We start from the raw sequence: 17,734 nt of genomic DNA on the forward strand, positions 1-17,734 counted from the left end.
ATTAAGTTTTTGGGTATTGACCTAGAAAAATACAGTAAACCATCCCACTGTAACAAGACAATAATGCAGCACAAGTTGCTGCCCAGCTTTTTCGAGGCAGATAAACCAATAATTTTCTGATCATAAGCAATCAAGAGAGCGAACCAGGGAATAATTGCCAGAAGGCTGGGGCCAATCCAATTGATTTTTATTTTGTGAAACAGACTAAATAAAGAAAAAAGAAGAGTGGTACAGTTGTATAGATCTGAAGAAAATGTTTTGTTTTAGTTGCTACAAGATTTTTCGTCTGTTCTTTTGTAAATAAAAGCCATCCACCAAAAACACCTACCGGTGTTAAAAAGATTAGCAATAACCCGATTAATAGATGAAAAGAGAAGGAGTAATGCTCTTGAAGGCGTCGGCTACTCTGAAATAGAAATGAGGCCCAATGGTGGGTAGCATTCCAGTAAATAACCGGAAAAAATAAAACCAAGCTGATTAATGCACAAAGATAGGGCTCTTTACAAAAAACCATTTGCGCGAAGAAGGTTCTAAAATTAAATAGGTTAGGGTCGCAAGCCCAAGCAAAACGATGGTGTATTTGGAAAGAAGTCCTAAGCCAAGCCAGAACCCTGCCAAATACCATTTTTTAGATTTATCTAGAACCAACGCCTGATAGAGATAATAAAGCGTTGCAGACCAGCTAAGAATGAGGGGAATATCTGGAGTAATGATATGTGAATGAATAAAGAAAAAGGAAGCACCGATAATAGCGCAATCGCATAAATGCCAGTCCCTTTCTTTATTGAGTCGGTGAGCTTAAAACTAAAATACCCTGTCAAAATCCAACAAGGGATTGTAGCAAAGCGTACTCCCCATTCATTGTTTCCTAAAATGGATATGCCTAACTTAATTAAGAGGGCAACCATTGGTGGATGATCTAGAAAACTGAAATCAAGGTGATTCGCATAATTCCAATAATACGCTTCTTCTACTAATAAATTGGGCGATAGTATGTAGAGGATGTGAAACAGAAAAAAGAACAATAACAATTAAAAATAGCAATCTATACCGAGTTTGATTCATTATAAATTTTTACCTTCTGTCCATGACAGGCTCAAACAGACTTAATATTCCATTATCGCGTTGTTAATTTGAATTTCCGTATTTAATACTAAATTTCAATGAATAGCTTTAAAAAATAATAAAATTTTTTTCAAGACATTACATTCTTAGAGAATGCTAACAAGTGCTTGTTCATGAATAAAATGATTAAACAAATCTAACCACCTTGCAGGTTGATACAATCAGGACCTGAAAGAGAAAGATAGCCTGCTAATTGCAGTTCGTTAATCATACCAAGGCCCGGTAAAAGAATGAATTCTTTTTTAGAGTTTAATAGGGAACTTGGTAGTGAACTGAAAACGAAGGAAATATAAAAATGAATGAAAATGACAAAGAGCGGATTTTCATAACACAATTGTACTCTGTATGACTCGAACAGTTAAAGTTTTTGTGAACGTGCTGCAAGTCTTAACTACCAAAAACATTCATTGGATTTGAAGGCTGCAAGCATGCATTCAAAATCTCTTGCATCGAATTTAGCACTCGTTCATTAGATTCTGATGGTCGTTTGGATTGAACACCTTGTAGAGTTTGTTCAAGTTGAGCGACTGGACCTGCTACGGTCTCATGTATCTCTGTTTGGGTGATTTTACGAGGCAAACGGTGACCGCCAAAAAAGCTGTTGCTTAATAGTTGCGACATTTTAGGCGTACTTTGTGCACTCATATCGATCACTTTAGTTAATTTAAATTACTTATACTGTAACAAGATTTCCTTAAATAAACCTTAAGGAAACCTTAAGGAAAATAAATTTTTTCATTATAAATGATAATATTATGAACATAAAGGGTATTTAAAGGCAATAAATGTATAATTATTTTTCATTTAGGGTGTTTTTTAAATTTACTTAATTTAATGAGTAGGTTTTTTATAGGGGAAATTTGAAACACGACATTGAAGTACTATCGAATCCCGCCAAAAATGAAGAGGAAGAGGAAAGCAAAATGCTAACCTCAATTGCTCTCTACAACTTTCGCCGCTTTCTTTTTCGTCTGCCGCTTCTCTTGCCAGGTTTGTAGCAGTACATAAAATACGGGTACAAAAACCACCGCAAGGCAGGTAGAGGCTAACATTCCACTGCATACTGCTACGCCAATTGAGCGTCGTGCGTTAGCGCCGGCACCGGTGGCGAAGACTAAGGGCAATACACCCATGATAAAGGCGAAAGAGGTCATTAAAATAGGACGAAAACGTGTTTTTGCTCCCAGTACCGCGGCTTCCATAATGGGTTTGCGATGAATTTGCCGCTGCTCATGCGCCACTTCAACGATCAGGATCGCATTCTTGGCTGCCAAGGCAATTAACAGCAACAAACCTATTTGTGTATACATATTATTATCGAGTCCTAAGCTGATAAGCGATTGCTGTTCCTATTAATGTTAAAGGTACACTCAGAATAATTGAGGCTGGTACCAGCCAGTTTTCGTATTGTCCAGCTAAAATCATGTACACCAAAATCAATGACATGATAAAAATAAGATAGCTTACATTGCCCGCTATCTTTTGCTGATAAGCAGTAGATGTCCACTCAAAAGAGAGGCCGCCAGGCAAAATTCTATGCGCCAATTGCTCCAGGGTTTGAATGGCTTGTCCTGAACTATATCCTGCTGCTGCAATGCCATTAATGCTGCTTGACGGATAAAGATTATAAAGAGAAATCAGTGCAGGCCCGATAGTTGGATTGATATCCGTTAATGTTCCAAGAGGAACCATGCCGCCATACTGATTTCTCACATAATAATTGCGCACATCTTCTATACTGGTACGTGAAGAAGCATCTGCTTGTACATAGACCTGGAATACCTGGCCAAATTTGGTAAAAAGGTTTACATAGGACGAACCGAGATAGGTTTGTAAAGTATCAAATGCATCACCAACAGAAACCCCTAAAGACTCTGCTTTCGAGCGATTGATTGGTGCTGAAACTTGTGGTACTGCAGCACGAAAAGAGGTCATTACTTTCTGTAATTCTGGCAGTGCATTACCTTGTTTGATTATCTGATCAGTGGCTTTCTGTAGCTTGAGGTAATCAAAGCTGCCATCCTGCATTTCTACCTGCATTTGGAAACCACCCGATAATCCCAGACCTTGAATGGGGGGCGGTATTACGACTAATACTTTAGCATTTAATGTTTGTGCTGCAATTTCACTAAATTTGGTATAAAGCGACTTTAAATCCTCGCCTTTTCCACGCACGCTCCAATCTTTGAATATGATGTATACCACACCAGCATTGGCAAGGTTTGCGTTATTATCGAGAAGAGAAATGCCATCAATGCCAATGACGTTTGCAACCCCAGGAACTTTAGAAACTTTTTTACTCAATTCATCCAGGACAGCATCTGTACGCCCGAGGGTTGCACCATCAGGTAATAGGACATTTAAGATTAGATAACCCTGATCTTCAATAGGAATAAAACCTGTCGGAATAAGGCTGATGCTAGTGATAGCAACAGCAACTAATAAAGCACCAATTAGGCAGACCGTATTAGTGTGGTGCACAAGGCGATTCATGAATCGTATATAGGATGCTTCAATGGGATTATAAAACCGATCAAAGGTACGAAAGAAAATATTTTTGGGCTTATTAGGATCGATCGGTTTCAGCCATAAAGCGCATTGAGTCGGTTTTAAAGTCATCGCATTGATCGCACTAATGAAGGCAGTTGCAGCGATCACCAGGGCGAATTGAGCATACATGGCGCCGGTTAAACCCGGCATAAATCCGGCGGGCACAAAAACAGCCATGAGTACTAAGGTAATACCAAGAATCGGCCCAAATAATTCACGCATTGCCTCAATGGCGGCTTCTTTGGGAGGGGTGCCCCTTTCAATATGTTGTGTAACTCCTTCAACAATAACAATTGCGTCGTCTACCACAATACCAATGGCCAGGACGAGAGCAAACAAAGTTAATAAATTGATGCTATAACCCAACAAGAACATGGCAAAGAAAGTACCAATAATGGTTACAGGTACTGTTGTGGCTGGTATTAGTGTGGCTCGGAAATTTTGTAAAAAACAACAATGACTAATAGGACTAAAATGCCTGCTTCAAAGAGTGTTTTATAAACTTCATTGACTGAGGCTTTTACGAACATGGTTGTGTCAAACGGAATAGAATATTCCATCCCTGGTGGAAATTTTTTGCCATTTTAGCAACGGTTTTACGTACTTCTTCGGCTACATCTAAAGCGTTAGCACCGGGAAGTTGGAATATCCCAATAGCTGCGGTTGGTTTACCATTAAGTTTAGCAAGCTGACTATAACTGGAAGAACCAAGCTCGACTCGGCCTACATCTCGAATACGTACAATTTGTGCGGTGCTACTCGCATCAGCCCTTTCATTGGGCTCTGTACCTGAACTTTTGATAATGATGTTGGCAAATTCTTCTGGATTAGCAAGTTGGCCAGGGACATTGACAGTAAGTTGATAGGGTTGCTGTCCTACTATGGGAGGGGCAGCGATTTGACCTGCAGAAACTTCCTTGTTTTGATTGCGGATAGCATCAAGAACATCGCGTGGATTCAAGGAAAAAGCGAACATTTTTTGCGGATCCAGCCAGATTCTCATGGCATAGGCTCCTGAACCAAAGATAACTACATTACCTACTCCAGGTAAACGAGCTAGTTCATCCTGCATGTTAATAGTGGCATAGCTGTCAAGGAATAAACCATCATATTCACCATGTTGGGATGTTAAAGTAACAAATTGCAGAATAGCGGTAGATTTTTGCTGAACGACTACGCCTTGCTGTTGTACTGCTTCTGGCAATTGTGCCATTGCCGCTTGGACGCGATTTTGTACCAACACTTGGGCAAAATTGAGATCAGTACCGATAGTAAACGTAACAATCAAATTATAGTTACCACTATTCGTTGCAGTGGATTGCATATAAATCATATTTTCCACGCCATTAACTTGCTGCTCAATAGGAAGTGCTACGGTATCAATTAGCGTTTTGGCATCAGCGCCGGGATAAGTGGTTGTTACTTGAATTGTGGGTGGCACTATCGCAGGGTATTGCGACACCGGTAAAACAACAATGGCAATTAAGCCAAGAAAAACCAGCAGTAAGGCAATAACGTTTGCGAGTACAGGCCGTTCAATAAAAATTTAGAAATCATTTCTGTTTCTTCTCACTTTGAAGATCCATGTTAGATAAGAGGCGTTTTCTAAAGGTGTGCAAGTTAAATGGGTAATCGGTTTTTTAACCGTGCTCACTTTTTCTCTCCCTCGTTTGCAAAGCATTTATTTTCTTGATGACATTTGAGTCGACGGGTTTGTTTGCATTTTAGGGTTGACTTGATTACCTGGCGTTGCATTCTGCAATCCATCAACAATAATCTTATCCTGGGCATCAATCCCTTTAACAATTGCTCGCTTACCTTGTTCTAAACTGCCTAATACTACGCGTTTTGATTCCACATAGTTGTCTTTATTGACTACCAGTAAATAGGGGCCGATTTGATCATATTGGATAGCCGTATCGGGTACTGTTAAACGTGGGACTGGTTTGGTCAATGGAATGCGGACTTGCACGAATAAACCAGGCAACAAAGGATAATTTTTATTGGATAAAAGCGCTCGAAACTGCATCGTTCCTGTTGAGGAATTCAGTCCGGTATTGACGAAATCAAGTTTACCTTCATGAGGAAATCCTGTTTCACTTTGCATTCTGACATAAACCGGAATTTGATTGATCTCAGAAGGTTTAAAGCCACGGGCTCTTGCTGCATCACGGATTCTAATTAAATCAAGTTCGTTAAGATTGAAATAAACATAAAGGGGATCAACTTGCTCAATAGTTGCTAAATTAGTCGCTTGGCCATTACCGACTAGATTTCCGACATCGACAAGATGACGACCAATTCTTCCATCGAAGGGTGCAAGTACATGCGTATAACTATAGTTAATGGCTGCTACTTTAGCATTCGCTTCTGCTTTGGCAACTTCTGCTTTGGAGGATTCAGCTTGGGCTGCCCATTTTTCCACATTCTTTAAAGAGGTGGCATTTTCTTTATACATTTGCTTCTGGCGTGCAGCCTCAATCTTAGTATATTCATAGGCGGCTTTTCGTGATATCACGGAGGACTCTGCTTCCACAAGTTTTTCATAATAAGGCTGTGGCTCTATAACAAACAATTCCTGATCTTTTTTGACAAAGGTTCCATCGGTAAATTTTATCGCATCGAGATAACCTTCGATGCGGGCAACCAAATTCACAGAGTTAAAGGCAACGGTATTACCCGTTTGGGTAATATAGTCGGCCATCTCGATGGATTCCGGTTTTTTAACGATAACTACTGGAGTAGGTAATGCCTGTGTACTGCTTGTTTTATGGTGAGCTATTAGATAAATGAGGAGAAGAATAACAACGGTGATGGCTGCTATCTTCACTAGGCTAAATTTTTTTCGGAAGTCATATTCATCACCAGTTTGGTAAATAAAGTTGCTTTACTTGTTGCGCTTCAGTGAGCGGTGGCAGATGATTTTGTTTCTTTAACAAATTACCCCAGTCAGTGCGTGCAGCCATTTCAGCCTTAATATGTCTACGAACAATATCATTCCCACAGCGAATTTGCCAACCACCACCCAGAGCACGATAAAGAGCTACCAAGGATTGGGCGATGTCGCCCTGTGACTGGGTCAATGATTTTTGTACACGTAGCTCTTGGCGTTCAGCATCTAAGAGCGTGGTATAATCGCTTTCACCTTCTTTATACCGAGTTAAGGCTAATTTGGTGCTGATAGTTGCAGAAGCGTTTGCTTTCACAAGATAGGCTTCGGATTTTTTTGACTCAACATAGCGAGTGATATTATCTTGGACCTCTTTCTGTGCTTGTAACACGAGATTAAGATATTTTAACAAGGCTTGTTGGAAAGCTGCATCTTGCATGCGTACCTGGTTAGTAATTTGGCCATAATTCAAGATAGGCCATTGAAATGCGGGCCCAGCTGAGATGTTGCGATTCGACCAATTGAAAATATCACTGAGTGAACGATTGCCAATAGTATTGGCAGCAAAGTAAAACGTTCCAGATAGTGAGAAAGCTGGATAAAGAGTAGCAGCAGTCGCTCCTATCGCTTCAGATTGTGCTATAGCATCCATTCGTGCTTGATAAACATCAGGGCGCTGTGCCAAAGCTTCTCTAGGAATACCTACTGATACCATGGATGGTGCTTTGGGAATCCCCTGATTTTTTTGAGTAAAGTATCTAAACAGTTAGGTGTAGTACCCAGTAATACAGCTAATTTATCTTTCTGGGTTTGCAGTTCACTGACTAGTGTAGGCAGCGTGGCTTGCGTTTCGGCAAGTTCCGTTTGTGCTTGCTGGACATCGAGTAAACTCGTTTGGCCTCCTTTATAACGAGACTGTGCGATCTTGAGACTCATTGTCTGCAATTGAATATTGGCTTGAGTGACTCGTATTAATTTCTCATCCGTACGAATGCTGACATAGGTACTTGCAATATCAGCTGTAAGAGTAACTAATGCATCATCATAGGCGGCAACCGACGATAAGAACGTTGCATCATCGGAGCGAATTGCGCGGCGATATTTTCCCCAAAAATCAATTTCCCAGCTAGCTGTAAAACCGACTGCTGCTGTTTCAAAGCTAGAAGGTAAAATGTCTTGCAGGGAACTGCCTCCGATACGGTTATAAGTAATGTTTCCACCCATATTTTGCTGTTGTGGATAAAGTTCTCCCACAGCTTGAGCGAGTTGCGCTCTGGCTTGTAAAACGCGAACCCCGGCAACTTGTAATGATAAATTATTGAAATAACCCTGATGGATTAATGAAGTTAAGGTTGGGTCGTGAAATGCTTGCCACCAATCCGCATTGCGGATGGGCGCTGCTCTAACCCCAGCTCCGAGGCTTTTTTCAACCAATGAGGTGCAATATTTTTTTCGGCTCTTTATAATTGGGGCCGACCATACAGGAACTTAGAAACAAGCAACTTATTACGGTAAGAATCTTAAACATGTGGGCTGATATTTCCCTATATTACAAGGGGCTGTTGGCCTGTCTACTATCTTGGCGCTTATGCTTTGATTGTCTGCACTCTGCTGCTCACATACTAGCGGGTATGCTTCGCTGCGATGCTCGAAAATAAAAGCACAATCACTCAAGCTAGCGAAACACCAACCAGCCCCTATTTTTCGGCCATGAAACAGGCGATCTAATCACTGAGCGGCAGATAATTTTAGACCCTATTCTGAATTAATATTATCTGTGATAGTACAAATGAACAAGTGCTATTGTGTGTTTCTTTACTAGGAAATATTAATCAAGACATCAGGTTAGCTATTCTAAGTTATTTTATTTAACGAGCATACTTTTTTATGTATTCACTAATATACCGGGGTAAATGAAGAGAGTTCTCTTCCTTATCATGATAAGGAGGCAAAGTCCGCACCATATTCGGGGTGCAATAAACCTGATTTAGGGGGAAATTTTCATAGAGTAGCTGCACTTTGCCAGCTGCTTCTTTGCCATCTATTTCGGCGATAAATTCAAAAGCCAGGTCAATCCCACTGGAGACACCTGCTGCAAGCCATATGTTCCCATTTTTTACCATTCTTTCTTCCGTGACATGTACATTTGAAAGTAGTCTTGCCTCTGGTATGGCTCGCCAATAGGTTGTCACTAATTTATTGTGGAGCAGTCCTGCTTTATGAAGTAGAAACATACCCGTGCAAATAGAAAGGATATATTGAGTATTTTGGGCTTGCTTTTGAATAAATGAGATGAGTTTAGCATTGTTTATCTCCTTAATTCTGCCTTTTCCGCCGGGAATAATCAGATAGTCTAATTGGGGCGCGCGTTCAAAATCGCAATGAGTCTTTATTAGAATGTCATTTACACACTGCACGTAGCCCCCATCTTGAGAGATCAAATATAAATTAATCGGTTTTGCAATGGTTTTCCAAAGGGAAAATACTTCCCAGGGAGCAATGAAATCGATCGGTTGACAACCTTCGTATACAAGGACTCCTAGTGTTTTACTCATCGGTTACTCCCTTAATAATGAAATGCTTTCGCACCACGTCCGTGACTAGTCTAGGCACTGCTTTGTACATAATGCATTAAATTGTGCTACTAAGCCAGTGACTACTAAAATTAGGTTTCTTGATAGGTTGAATATCGTTCAAGGTGTTTTTAGCGTATTTTCTTAATTTATTGAAAAAATTGAATTTTATTTTTGGAATTAATTTTTATTGAAAAATTGGATAAAATTTGAACTGTTTATCTATAATTTAATTAGATGTTTTAGGTGGATAACAATGTATGTTTCACCCAAAAAGTGAAGATAAAATAGCAAAGGTACTTAAGGATTCTGATGCTAATTTTAGGGTTTCCTCTGATACTAATGGTAATTTTCTAAAGTCCAAATTGTTTTCTTCTCATGCTGATGCTGCATCCGTGCTGGCCGATATTAGTAGTAAAATACAACTCAGCTATATCGCTATAGAGGTAGAACCAGGTAGTCAAGGTTGGTATATAGTTTATAACGCAAATCCAGCTGTACTTAGCCAGTTCCCTCATGAAGCAATTAAAAATGAAAATTTTCCAGAACCGTAAGACTATATTTGGTCAATGATATTTTTCTAGGAAATTTTTGAATAATTCAAAAGCCAATTCGGGTTGGTCTAATAAGACCATATGGCCTGAATCTTTTACAAATACTAATTCCAGAGGATAATCGATAGCTTTATAAATTAATTCCTGATTATCTTTGGCTTCTAAATGTATATTATATTTTTTAAGCCACATAGGATGCGATAAATAAGGGACCATCAGATCCTCCATGCCATTAAAAATCAATATTGGTAATTGAAAATCTTTTAATAATTTCACAATAAGAGGAGCTGACGAAATAGGAATAGACTCCATTAAATAGTGACGAACAATATGTTTATCTTTACCACATTCTATCCACTCTCCTTGGGCACTTACCGGTTTGTAGTCTTTATCATTTAAAAAATGACTTAAGTTATCTCGAATATAGGGGTATTTAATAATGCGGATGTCATAAGTATTAACAACGGGAATTTGATATTGCTTAGTCAATATTTCTTTTAATCTCCCAAGAGTAAAGTAGGCGGTCTTCTTAGCTAAATGCAAGCTTGGTTTTTCTCCTTTATCGTGTAGGTCATGAAATTGTTGCCATTTAGCGTTGACCTTAGTTAAGAGTTCTTGCGCTTTTTGCTCATCAATGAGTGAATTATTTTTAGCAAATTCGATTTGGGTAATATTGATTGAATGAGGATCAATAAAGCCATTACCCATACCAATACCTTTCAGGTTAAAGTCAGTAGTGCGTTTGATTTCATAAGCAATATTTGGAATATCTTTACCGGCATAAGATTCACCAAAAATGAAGAAGGCATTTTTTTCAATTCAGGATGGCGAGTAAAAAATGCCTGCAACGCTTGTACTACATTCTGGCGCATTTCTTTGGGGGAGGTTGTATAGCGTGAGGGCAAAGAAAATCCTGCTCCTACCGGATTATCCAAATAAAGCATGTGGGAGATTTTTGTCCAGGCATAAGGGTTTTCTTTAAAATGATAAGTTGCAGGTTTAGTGACAGTTGCCAGGTTTTGTAAAAGATAAGGGCCATTTTCCACAAATAATCCAACCATCGATGAGCATCCAGGTCCTCCATTTAACCAGAGCGTTAAAGGAGCATCAGGGTGATCAGCTTTAACAAACCAATACCACAATTGGCCATGTTGGACAGGTAAATAGCCATACTCACTTCTTGCTAATAGCATAGCCATGTATTGTTGGGAAGATTTATGTGCCAGTGCTAAATTACTTTGTAAAAACAAAGCAATGAAAAGATAAATTACCACAGGAAAATAATTCATAATTAATCCGCGAAATTTATTTTAATATAGATTATATGTCAAAACTATCTATTGCCTTGTAAGGTAGATTTTTAATCTAGTTGATTACCAGCATTATCTTGATGGTAATAAAAGAACGAATCAAAAAATAGGGCTCTTTTCTAACTCTCTATTAAACCTAAATTCGCTTTGAGAGGAATATCTTTTCTATTATGAAAAAATCTTTTTAAAATCAGTTCGTTAATTAAAGAAATATCGTTTATTTATCAAGACTAAAGTTTAAGCTCGCGATTTTTTATTTGCTCTTAATGCTCAGATAATGTTCACATGATATTTTTGTGCGACATTTAGTTCTTGGAAATTGTTGTAATGCCTCAATATTCAAAAGTTAGCTTGCGTAAAATACCACTATTTGAAGGGAGTCAAACTGTCAAATGGCAAGAAGATGGACGTACAAATCAGTTAAATCGGCTGGTGATTGCGATTAACCGCGGGGTTGATGGCCGGGGTAAAGTAAAATATAACAGGATCGACGAGATTATTTATAACATCCAGGAGATATGGACTAGAGCACAGTTACCATTCCCTAATGAGAGCGACGATTCTGAAAATTTTTTTCATATTATTGGCCCTTACTTAAAGAGGCAATTGCTCAGCATGCGAAACTTCATGATTTAGCTTACAAAGCGTCCGATCTGGATGAAGAGGTATCTGATGCATGGGTTAAATTACAAATTTTTAAACGTGAACTTAGTGAAGCCTCGTTGACAATAGAAACACTGGACGAATCAGATTTAGTAGCTAAAAACCCTGATGATGATCTAGATCGTATAGTTGATTCATTTGATGCTTTGCAACAATCTCTTGCAATTAATGAACGAAAGAAAAAGCTTACTCGCACTGCAATAGATAAACATATCGATAAAACGGGCGCGCATGTTTCACCAAGTATTTTTGTTGGAAGATTGTTTGTTGGTTGTGGCTATGCAGGTATGGCCTTAATGACCACAGATCCCTTAGTAGCAAAGAGTGCTGTGAAGGCTTTTAAGCAACTGAAGCATTATGTTTCAACGGAGAGTTCTGGTGGTCCTTTATGTTTGGAAACGCTGGTTATTTCCGAGCAAGAAACTGGTCATTGGACAAGTGGGGATCACAGAGCTGAACAGGAACACCCTCTGTTGGAAATATCGGGTAATGTGACTGCCAATGATTTTATCCCTAGGACTCAAGGCTTGGGGCGTACCCTAAGAACCAATACCAGACATCTTTTCTATGCTAATACAGTCAATATGGCTCTCAAAGATACACCGCCACCATTTTATGGTGTATCCGTACAGAAGCTTGAGAAAAGAGAAAAACATCTTGATGATTGGCATGCCGAGGCTGCTTTATATACCCATCGCCTGATGGTTTCCATTCCTAATGGCAACAAGACTATGACTGCTTATATTTATGCTCAGTCCATTGATTTCTCACTGGGCATGGGGATAGGGCAAAATACTTCTTTTGAAGATGCTCTGCAGTATGAATTCGTAAGGCAAACTAACGAGGTAGACATTCCTTCGAATATGGGGAAAAGTTTATATCAAGAGTATTCGGTTTATGATCCGAAAAAAGGGTTTACCCCTATTCTTCATGGCAATGAATACGACCTCAGTGTCAGAGAGAGACAACGGACGAGTGATGTAAAAACTAGACGAGTAGTTGTCATTGGAGGGGCAGGTGGTACAGCTACGGCTTACAGGATTGCTGTGCTTGGTACAGATAGGGATGGTTATAGATTACTTAGTGAAACCGGTGAATTATTAAAAGATGGTAAAGGACTTCGCCAAAATCCTAATGTAAAAATTTTCGCACGAAGTAAAGTTACTTATAACAATCTTGCGGTGCAAGCGACTGAATCCTTTGAACATGCTAAAGCGAAGAAGAATTTGTTTGAAAACCACCTCTTATTGGGAATTAAGAAAACCGATAAGGGTGAAATAGTGCTGCGTTTTCACAAAAGAGAAGGGGCGCGAGAAATTGAGAAGACAATGGCTCTTCATTTTAAGAGAATGATGCAAAATCCTGGAAAACACAGTAGACGTGTTATTCCTGAGATTGTAGAGGATAATAAAAAATTTTATATTTTAAATCTCCATGAAGAAACTTGCGATCAATTGATTTCTGGTATGGGACAGGACGCCAGCAAGATGCGAGCATTGATCCTTTCTGAAGTGAGCGAGAGTGAATTAAGAACGGTAAGAGGACGTGATGGACATATTGTTGCTTTGACAACAGTATCTGGGGAAATTCGTCTTAATGGCGCTATGGCGGGTAATGTTACGCGCATATTTGCTGAAGATTTAGCGGTAAGTTTAAAAAATCTAGTCTTCCCAGAAATGGTAACGATCAGAACATTATGCCTTGTGTGCTCAGCAAGCTCTTTTCTTTCTTCTCCTCACGCAAAGAAGAACCCCAACTGCGCCGAGTAAGTGTCAATGTGAATACCTGTTTCCTACAAAGAGGGGATTTACGCCATGATAAAACCGAGTTTCAAGAACTTTTAGAACATGCTGAATTAACTACTCAAGAAGTAGAGAAATTTGTTGAGTTTTTGTTGAAAGAACGGACAACTGATATCAGTGGAGCTGGTATATCTTTTGAAGAATTAACAAGTTATTTGAAGCTAGCTGGAATTGACGATCGTATTCAAGTCATATCTGCTTGTACAATAATTGCGACCAAAGATTTAGTTCCAGTCCTTTCCGAATACAGTGGAGGTTTTGTTTCTTATTGATATAAAGTGGTAAAATATGTATCATTAGGCTCCAGCAACTGTTTGGAGTCTCTAATGGCTAGAACTTCTGAAGACGCGGTTTTTGAAGAGACATTTGCTCCGCCGACTTTCGACCGATTAAAAAACGCAGTAATCACTGGTAATCATCAACTTGTTGCCAATCTTTTATCTTGTGAAGACTGTGAAACCTCTGACCCGCTGGAAGATACAGGCTATCCAGACGAAGATGGTTATAATTCTACCGTTTCACATAGTTTGTTGTATGAAGCAATTTCTTTTCCTGCAGTTCTTAAAGTACTTTTAAAGGATGTGCGCTTCAATCCAAATGAGAAACATTATGATGCTTTTTATCAATGCCTAAATTTAGGGTTAGTAGAAAGCTTAAAATGTTTTATCGACGATCATCGGTTCGTTATTCCAGCCGGTACACTTAGGAAAGCGGCTGAATTGGGTGGTTATGAGCTCATGGATTATTTGTTGGCCGTCCCGGCTATTGTTAATAATCCTTTATTTCATAAAGAAATGCATGAGGCTTTGCAGATTTCAGCTCAAAATAATGACACCCAAATAGTTAAAAGATTTTTAGAGTGCTATCATAAAGAAGCCATTCCCATTCCTGTTTCTTTAAAACAACTGCCACTAGTCAGTCAATTAATTGCCAGTTCTAATCAAAATTATGATTTGGTTTCGGAAGAAGTCATCGGCGCTCTTGGGAAAAGAGGTGTACCAAGCGATGTGGCAAGAGAAATTACTCATGCCTTTAACAATCAATATGCTTGGTTCCCGAGTGGTGGACAGGGAGTAGGACCAAGCGGGAAAAAAGAGAATTCAGAGGAAAAAGGAGCTATCTTGCGTTTTTGAATTCCAGCCAAAGGCAGATTGTTATCGCTTATCTATAAAAAATTGGCCATTTAATTTTATAAGCATTAAATGGCTAGCTCACTAAGCCGCCGTTTTTATTTTTCACACAAAGACGAATTCACTCTAGTCACGTAAAAGAAGAGTTATCTCATCAATACGATGAATCCAGTCTGGCAAGATCTGTATCAACGTTTATTTTAGTTCGGTCCTAGATTCTGGAGATTCCTCGCTTCGCTTGGAATAGCGTGGAGAGTTCCCCTTGTTTGTTTTGCATATAAAAAAACATCATGATTTTCCTATGGTTTGACAGTTTAAAAAACGTCTACTATTAACTAACTATTATCTGATAAAAATCTCAAGCCAAGGAATGGCAATCGTTTGTTAGCGAATACAAGGAGGTTGTATGTATTTAGGCAAATTAGGTTTTTTAAGGCAAAGCAGGCGATTGAAAAACAGAATCTCAAGAATCATTTTGATCAAGTAGCAACTAATCTTAAAAATAGCAATCTCAAAAGGATGCTACTTGCTCGTTTACAGCAAGAACTATATTTACTGACTCTTTATGCCGCACCTAAAATCAAGATGGCAGCTAAAAAGAAACGGTTATTATGTAAATTAAAATACTCAATGAAAAAACGCAGAGCAAAAAACGCGCAATTTTAAATCATCGCCATACCATTAATGCTATGAAAAAGATTCCAGTGTCTTCTGCGGTCAGTTCTGGTCGATTGAGAATCAATGAGGGTATTGTAAATGCTGAGCCAGGAATTGTGCTTTGGTATGCACTAAGAAGCGGTTTATCTGCTGCTGAAAAACCAATGAATAGGAGTTACTTGCGTTAAGAATAGCTGAGCAAAGCAAAATTCCTGTTTTGCCCGGCAATTCCATGTGAGTGTGCGTTACTCAATTTTTTAAGCGGTTGTCAGATAATCTTTGCCAAATTGCTCCAGATAATCATGATAATTACCTAGATAATTTTGTACCCCATATTGCTCAGTTAATACTAAAACACGGGTTGAAATACGATCAATAAAATAGCGGTTATGACTAACAAAGAGAACTGCGCCTGGAAAAGCTTGTATTGCCTCGCTCAATGCATCAATAGACTCAAGATCTAAATGGTTTGTTGGTTCATCGAAGATAAGTACGTTATTTTTTCTAAAATAAGCTTAGCTAAAATTAAGCGTGCAGACTCGCCACCACTTAACATCGCAATCTTTTTATCAACATCTGAACCACGAAATAATACTTGCCCTAGTACTTTCCTTAGTTCTTGCTCAGGAGAAGCAATATGGCGTTCCATCCATTGCAATATAGTTTGTTCTGGTATCAATTGACTATGATAATCTTGGGCAAAATAACCTATTTTGGCTGTTTCATTCCATTCAAAATGACCTTGATCAGATTTAAGTTCATTTAATAAAATTTTCAATAAAGTTGATTTACCAATCCCATTTGGGCCAATAATGGCACACTTATCGCCTCGTGCTATATTGAAGGATACTTTTTTAATAATATTTTTCATCAAATTTTTATGGAGATTCTCTACAGCCAGCACTAGTTTACCGGATGGATTTTTTGTTGAAAGTTAAAGTAAGGTTTAAAAATATTAGAATCTTTTATCTCGACTAACTCAATACGTTCAATCATTTTTTGACGCGAAGCAGCTTGACTGGCTTTGCTAGCCTTGGCTCCAAAACGATCAACGAAATTTTGTAGTGCCTCAATTTTCTTTTCTTGGTTTTTCAATTCACTTTGTTTAAGAATTAATCGCTCTTCTTTCGTTAAACAAAATTTGTCATAATTTCCTGGGTAATCCAGGATGGTATCATAATCAATATCAAGAATATTTGTAGATACATTATTGAGAAAGCCTCTATCATGCGAAATAAAAATCAGCAGTCCTTTGAAATTTGTTTTTAAAAATTGTTCCAACCAGGCAATCGATAAAATATCCAAATGGTTTGTGGGTTCATCAAGCAACATAATATCAGGCTTTTGATAAAGGACCTGAGCTAACAATACCCGTAATTTGTAACCCCCAGATAAGGCACTAAGAGGGCCATAATGAAATTTTTCCGCAATACCCAAGCCTAATAATAAATTTCTCGCTGTGGATTCGGCTTCGTAACCTTCTTGATACATGATAATTTCTTCTAATTCACTGAGGCGATAACCATCTTGCTCAGTAAAATTTTCTTGCGAATAGAGTTGCTCCTTTTCTTGTAGGGCCTCCCATAAAGCAGTGTTCCCGCGAATAACAACATCGATAAGGCGGTCATTTTCATAGCGAAAATGATCTTGTTTCAGAATACCAATGTTAAGGCTCTTCGCTTTTTCCACCGAGCCCTGTGTAGACGTTTCTTCACCGGCTAAAATTTTTAAAAAAGTGGATTTACCTGTTCCATTGGCACCAACAACGCCATAGCGTTGTGAAGGCAGCAATATTAAATCAACATTTTGGAATAAGGATTTTTTGCCAAAATCCATACTTATATTTCGTACATCTAACATGATACTACTGCCTCAAACATTAATTCGATCAGGATTTATGTAAAACCTCGATCTTTTGTTAAAATAAAATTTGCCTCGATCTCGAAATTTTTGTGTAAGCTCTGTCTGTTTTTGCTTTTTATAGGTCAATTAATTATTAATTTGAACTTAATTTTATCATTGTTCACTTCTTTTTGCATTAACAAAACCCAACGCCAGGTTGACTTTGACACTTAAAGATCTTCTGGTTGTGATGGCCATGGATAAAAAAATGTCGCTTCGTGTTTGTTATAAAACAGATTGACGATACGAGAGTCTGGTATCTCTTGAAATTGTCTAATGGTTGCTAAATCAGTTTTGCCTTGTAATTTTATGGTAAAAAATCATTTGTTTTGCTTTACCTGAGGCTATCCATTTCATAATAAGCGCATAAGCCCGATCAGGGTAGCAGGCTACATCTGATAGTACCCAATCATGAGTTTGTTCTAATTTAGCAGGCTCTAATGAAAATGCACTTTGTTGTAAAAAATTGACTCGAGGAAGGCTGGCAATTTTGGTATCCAACAAGGCCTTATCGACAGCGGTGACATTGGCACCTAAAGATTGTATCACATAAGTCCAACCACCAGGCGATGCACCTA

General features: G+C 38.6%; 13 protein-coding genes and 5 pseudogenes. 7 read left to right on the top strand and 11 right to left on the bottom strand.

The annotated features are described in order from the left end of the window. Nucleotides 1–477 precede the first annotated feature (477 nt). The 6 genes and pseudogenes from BN58_RS37595 to BN58_RS06395 form a co-directional block, all read right to left on the bottom strand. Nucleotides 478–908 (bottom strand): annotated as a pseudogene (locus tag BN58_RS37595) (glycosyltransferase family 39 protein). A 604-nt stretch (nucleotides 909–1,512) separates the two neighbouring features. Beyond that, nucleotides 1,513–1,770, bottom strand: a complete 258-nt coding sequence (locus tag BN58_RS06375) for a hypothetical protein (protein ID WP_019216116.1) — start codon at nucleotides 1,768–1,770, stop codon at nucleotides 1,513–1,515. A gap of 287 nt (nucleotides 1,771–2,057) precedes the next feature. Further along, nucleotides 2,058–5,221, bottom strand: a pseudogene (locus BN58_RS36860) (efflux RND transporter permease subunit). A gap of 135 nt (nucleotides 5,222–5,356) precedes the next feature. Continuing rightward, nucleotides 5,357–6,505, bottom strand: a complete 1,149-nt coding sequence (locus BN58_RS06385) for an efflux RND transporter periplasmic adaptor subunit (RefSeq protein WP_019216117.1) — start codon at nucleotides 6,503–6,505, stop codon at nucleotides 5,357–5,359. A gap of 31 nt (nucleotides 6,506–6,536) precedes the next feature. Then, nucleotides 6,537–8,093: pseudogene (locus BN58_RS37600) on the bottom strand (efflux transporter outer membrane subunit). A 340-nt stretch (nucleotides 8,094–8,433) separates the two neighbouring features. Beyond that, nucleotides 8,434–9,120: a DJ-1/PfpI family protein gene (locus tag BN58_RS06395; protein WP_019216118.1), complete on the bottom strand. Its 687-nt coding sequence runs from the start codon at nucleotides 9,118–9,120 to the stop codon at nucleotides 8,434–8,436. 278 nt (nucleotides 9,121–9,398) lie between these two features. Here BN58_RS06395 and BN58_RS06400 point away from each other — a divergent pair, with 278 nt between their 5' ends. After that, a complete protein-coding gene (locus tag BN58_RS06400; RefSeq protein ID WP_019216119.1) occupies nucleotides 9,399–9,692 on the top strand; it encodes a hypothetical protein in 294 nt (97 codons plus the stop codon). A 12-nt stretch (nucleotides 9,693–9,704) separates the two neighbouring features. Here BN58_RS06400 and BN58_RS37605 read toward each other — a convergent pair. Continuing rightward, nucleotides 9,705–10,981: pseudogene (locus BN58_RS37605) on the bottom strand (S10 family serine carboxypeptidase-like protein). Between the two features lie 348 nt (nucleotides 10,982–11,329). Here BN58_RS37605 and BN58_RS06415 point away from each other — a divergent pair. The 6 genes from BN58_RS06415 to BN58_RS31565 all read left to right on the top strand — a co-directional run bounded on the left by BN58_RS06415 (nucleotide 11,330) and on the right by BN58_RS31565 (nucleotide 15,442). Next, on the top strand, nucleotides 11,330–11,638 hold the full coding sequence (locus BN58_RS06415; RefSeq protein ID WP_019216121.1) for a hypothetical protein: 309 nt from the start codon (nucleotides 11,330–11,332) through the stop codon (nucleotides 11,636–11,638). A gap of 86 nt (nucleotides 11,639–11,724) precedes the next feature. Beyond that, nucleotides 11,725–13,434, top strand: coding sequence for a hypothetical protein (locus BN58_RS06420; RefSeq protein WP_019216122.1), 1,710 nt, complete (start codon nucleotides 11,725–11,727; stop codon nucleotides 13,432–13,434). 8 nt (nucleotides 13,435–13,442) lie between these two features. After that, on the top strand, nucleotides 13,443–13,739 hold the full coding sequence (locus BN58_RS06425; RefSeq protein WP_019216123.1) for a hypothetical protein: 297 nt from the start codon (nucleotides 13,443–13,445) through the stop codon (nucleotides 13,737–13,739). A 54-nt stretch (nucleotides 13,740–13,793) separates the two neighbouring features. Next, a complete protein-coding gene (locus BN58_RS06430; RefSeq protein WP_019216124.1) occupies nucleotides 13,794–14,600 on the top strand; it encodes a hypothetical protein in 807 nt (268 codons plus the stop codon). A 378-nt stretch (nucleotides 14,601–14,978) separates the two neighbouring features. Next, complete coding sequence (locus BN58_RS06435) at nucleotides 14,979–15,263, top strand: hypothetical protein (protein ID WP_156812397.1); 285 nt, start codon at nucleotides 14,979–14,981, stop codon at nucleotides 15,261–15,263. Between the two features lie 23 nt (nucleotides 15,264–15,286). Then, on the top strand, nucleotides 15,287–15,442 hold the full coding sequence (locus BN58_RS31565; RefSeq protein WP_198009833.1) for a hypothetical protein: 156 nt from the start codon (nucleotides 15,287–15,289) through the stop codon (nucleotides 15,440–15,442). 69 nt (nucleotides 15,443–15,511) lie between these two features. Here the strand turns inward: BN58_RS31565 and BN58_RS33155 are convergent, their stop codons facing one another. The 4 genes and pseudogenes from BN58_RS33155 to BN58_RS22725 all read right to left on the bottom strand — a co-directional run. Further along, nucleotides 15,512–15,694 carry a hypothetical protein gene (locus BN58_RS33155; RefSeq protein WP_019216126.1) on the bottom strand — a complete coding sequence of 61 codons (183 nt, stop codon included), beginning with the start codon at nucleotides 15,692–15,694 and terminating at the stop codon, nucleotides 15,512–15,514. A 20-nt stretch (nucleotides 15,695–15,714) separates the two neighbouring features. After that, a complete protein-coding gene (locus tag BN58_RS33160) occupies nucleotides 15,715–16,158 on the bottom strand; it encodes an ATP-binding cassette domain-containing protein (RefSeq protein ID WP_232220402.1) in 444 nt (147 codons plus the stop codon). Continuing rightward, nucleotides 16,158–17,114 (bottom strand): ABC-F family ATP-binding cassette domain-containing protein, encoded by a 957-nt coding sequence (locus BN58_RS33165; protein ID WP_019216127.1) that lies wholly within the window; start codon nucleotides 17,112–17,114, stop codon nucleotides 16,158–16,160. The genes BN58_RS33160 and BN58_RS33165 overlap by 1 nt, the downstream gene beginning before the upstream one ends. Nucleotides 17,115–17,326: 212 nt before the next feature. Beyond that, nucleotides 17,327–17,734: pseudogene (locus tag BN58_RS22725) on the bottom strand (SAM-dependent methyltransferase); the annotation flags it as partial.

Origin of the sequence: Legionella tunisiensis, assembly GCF_000308315.1 — a bacterium.
GTDB lineage: Bacteria > Pseudomonadota > Gammaproteobacteria > Legionellales > Legionellaceae > Tatlockia > Tatlockia tunisiensis.

Excerpts from the sequence above, each read along its gene's own strand:
- BN58_RS06400 (WP_019216119.1), top strand. The coding sequence starts at position 9,399 with ATGTTTCACCCAAAAAGTGAAGATAAAATAGCAAAGGTACTTAAGGAT.
- BN58_RS31565 (WP_198009833.1), top strand. The coding sequence starts at position 15,287 with ATGAAAAAGATTCCAGTGTCTTCTGCGGTCAGTTCTGGTCGATTGAGA.
- BN58_RS33165 (WP_019216127.1), bottom strand. The coding sequence starts at position 17,114 with ATGTTAGATGTACGAAATATAAGTATGGATTTTGGCAAAAAATCCTTA.
- BN58_RS06375 (WP_019216116.1), bottom strand. The coding sequence starts at position 1,770 with ATGAGTGCACAAAGTACGCCTAAAATGTCGCAACTATTAAGCAACAGC.
- BN58_RS06415 (WP_019216121.1), top strand. The coding sequence starts at position 11,330 with ATGCCTCAATATTCAAAAGTTAGCTTGCGTAAAATACCACTATTTGAA.
- BN58_RS06395 (WP_019216118.1), bottom strand. The coding sequence starts at position 9,120 with ATGAGTAAAACACTAGGAGTCCTTGTATACGAAGGTTGTCAACCGATC.
- BN58_RS06430 (WP_019216124.1), top strand. The coding sequence starts at position 13,794 with ATGGCTAGAACTTCTGAAGACGCGGTTTTTGAAGAGACATTTGCTCCG.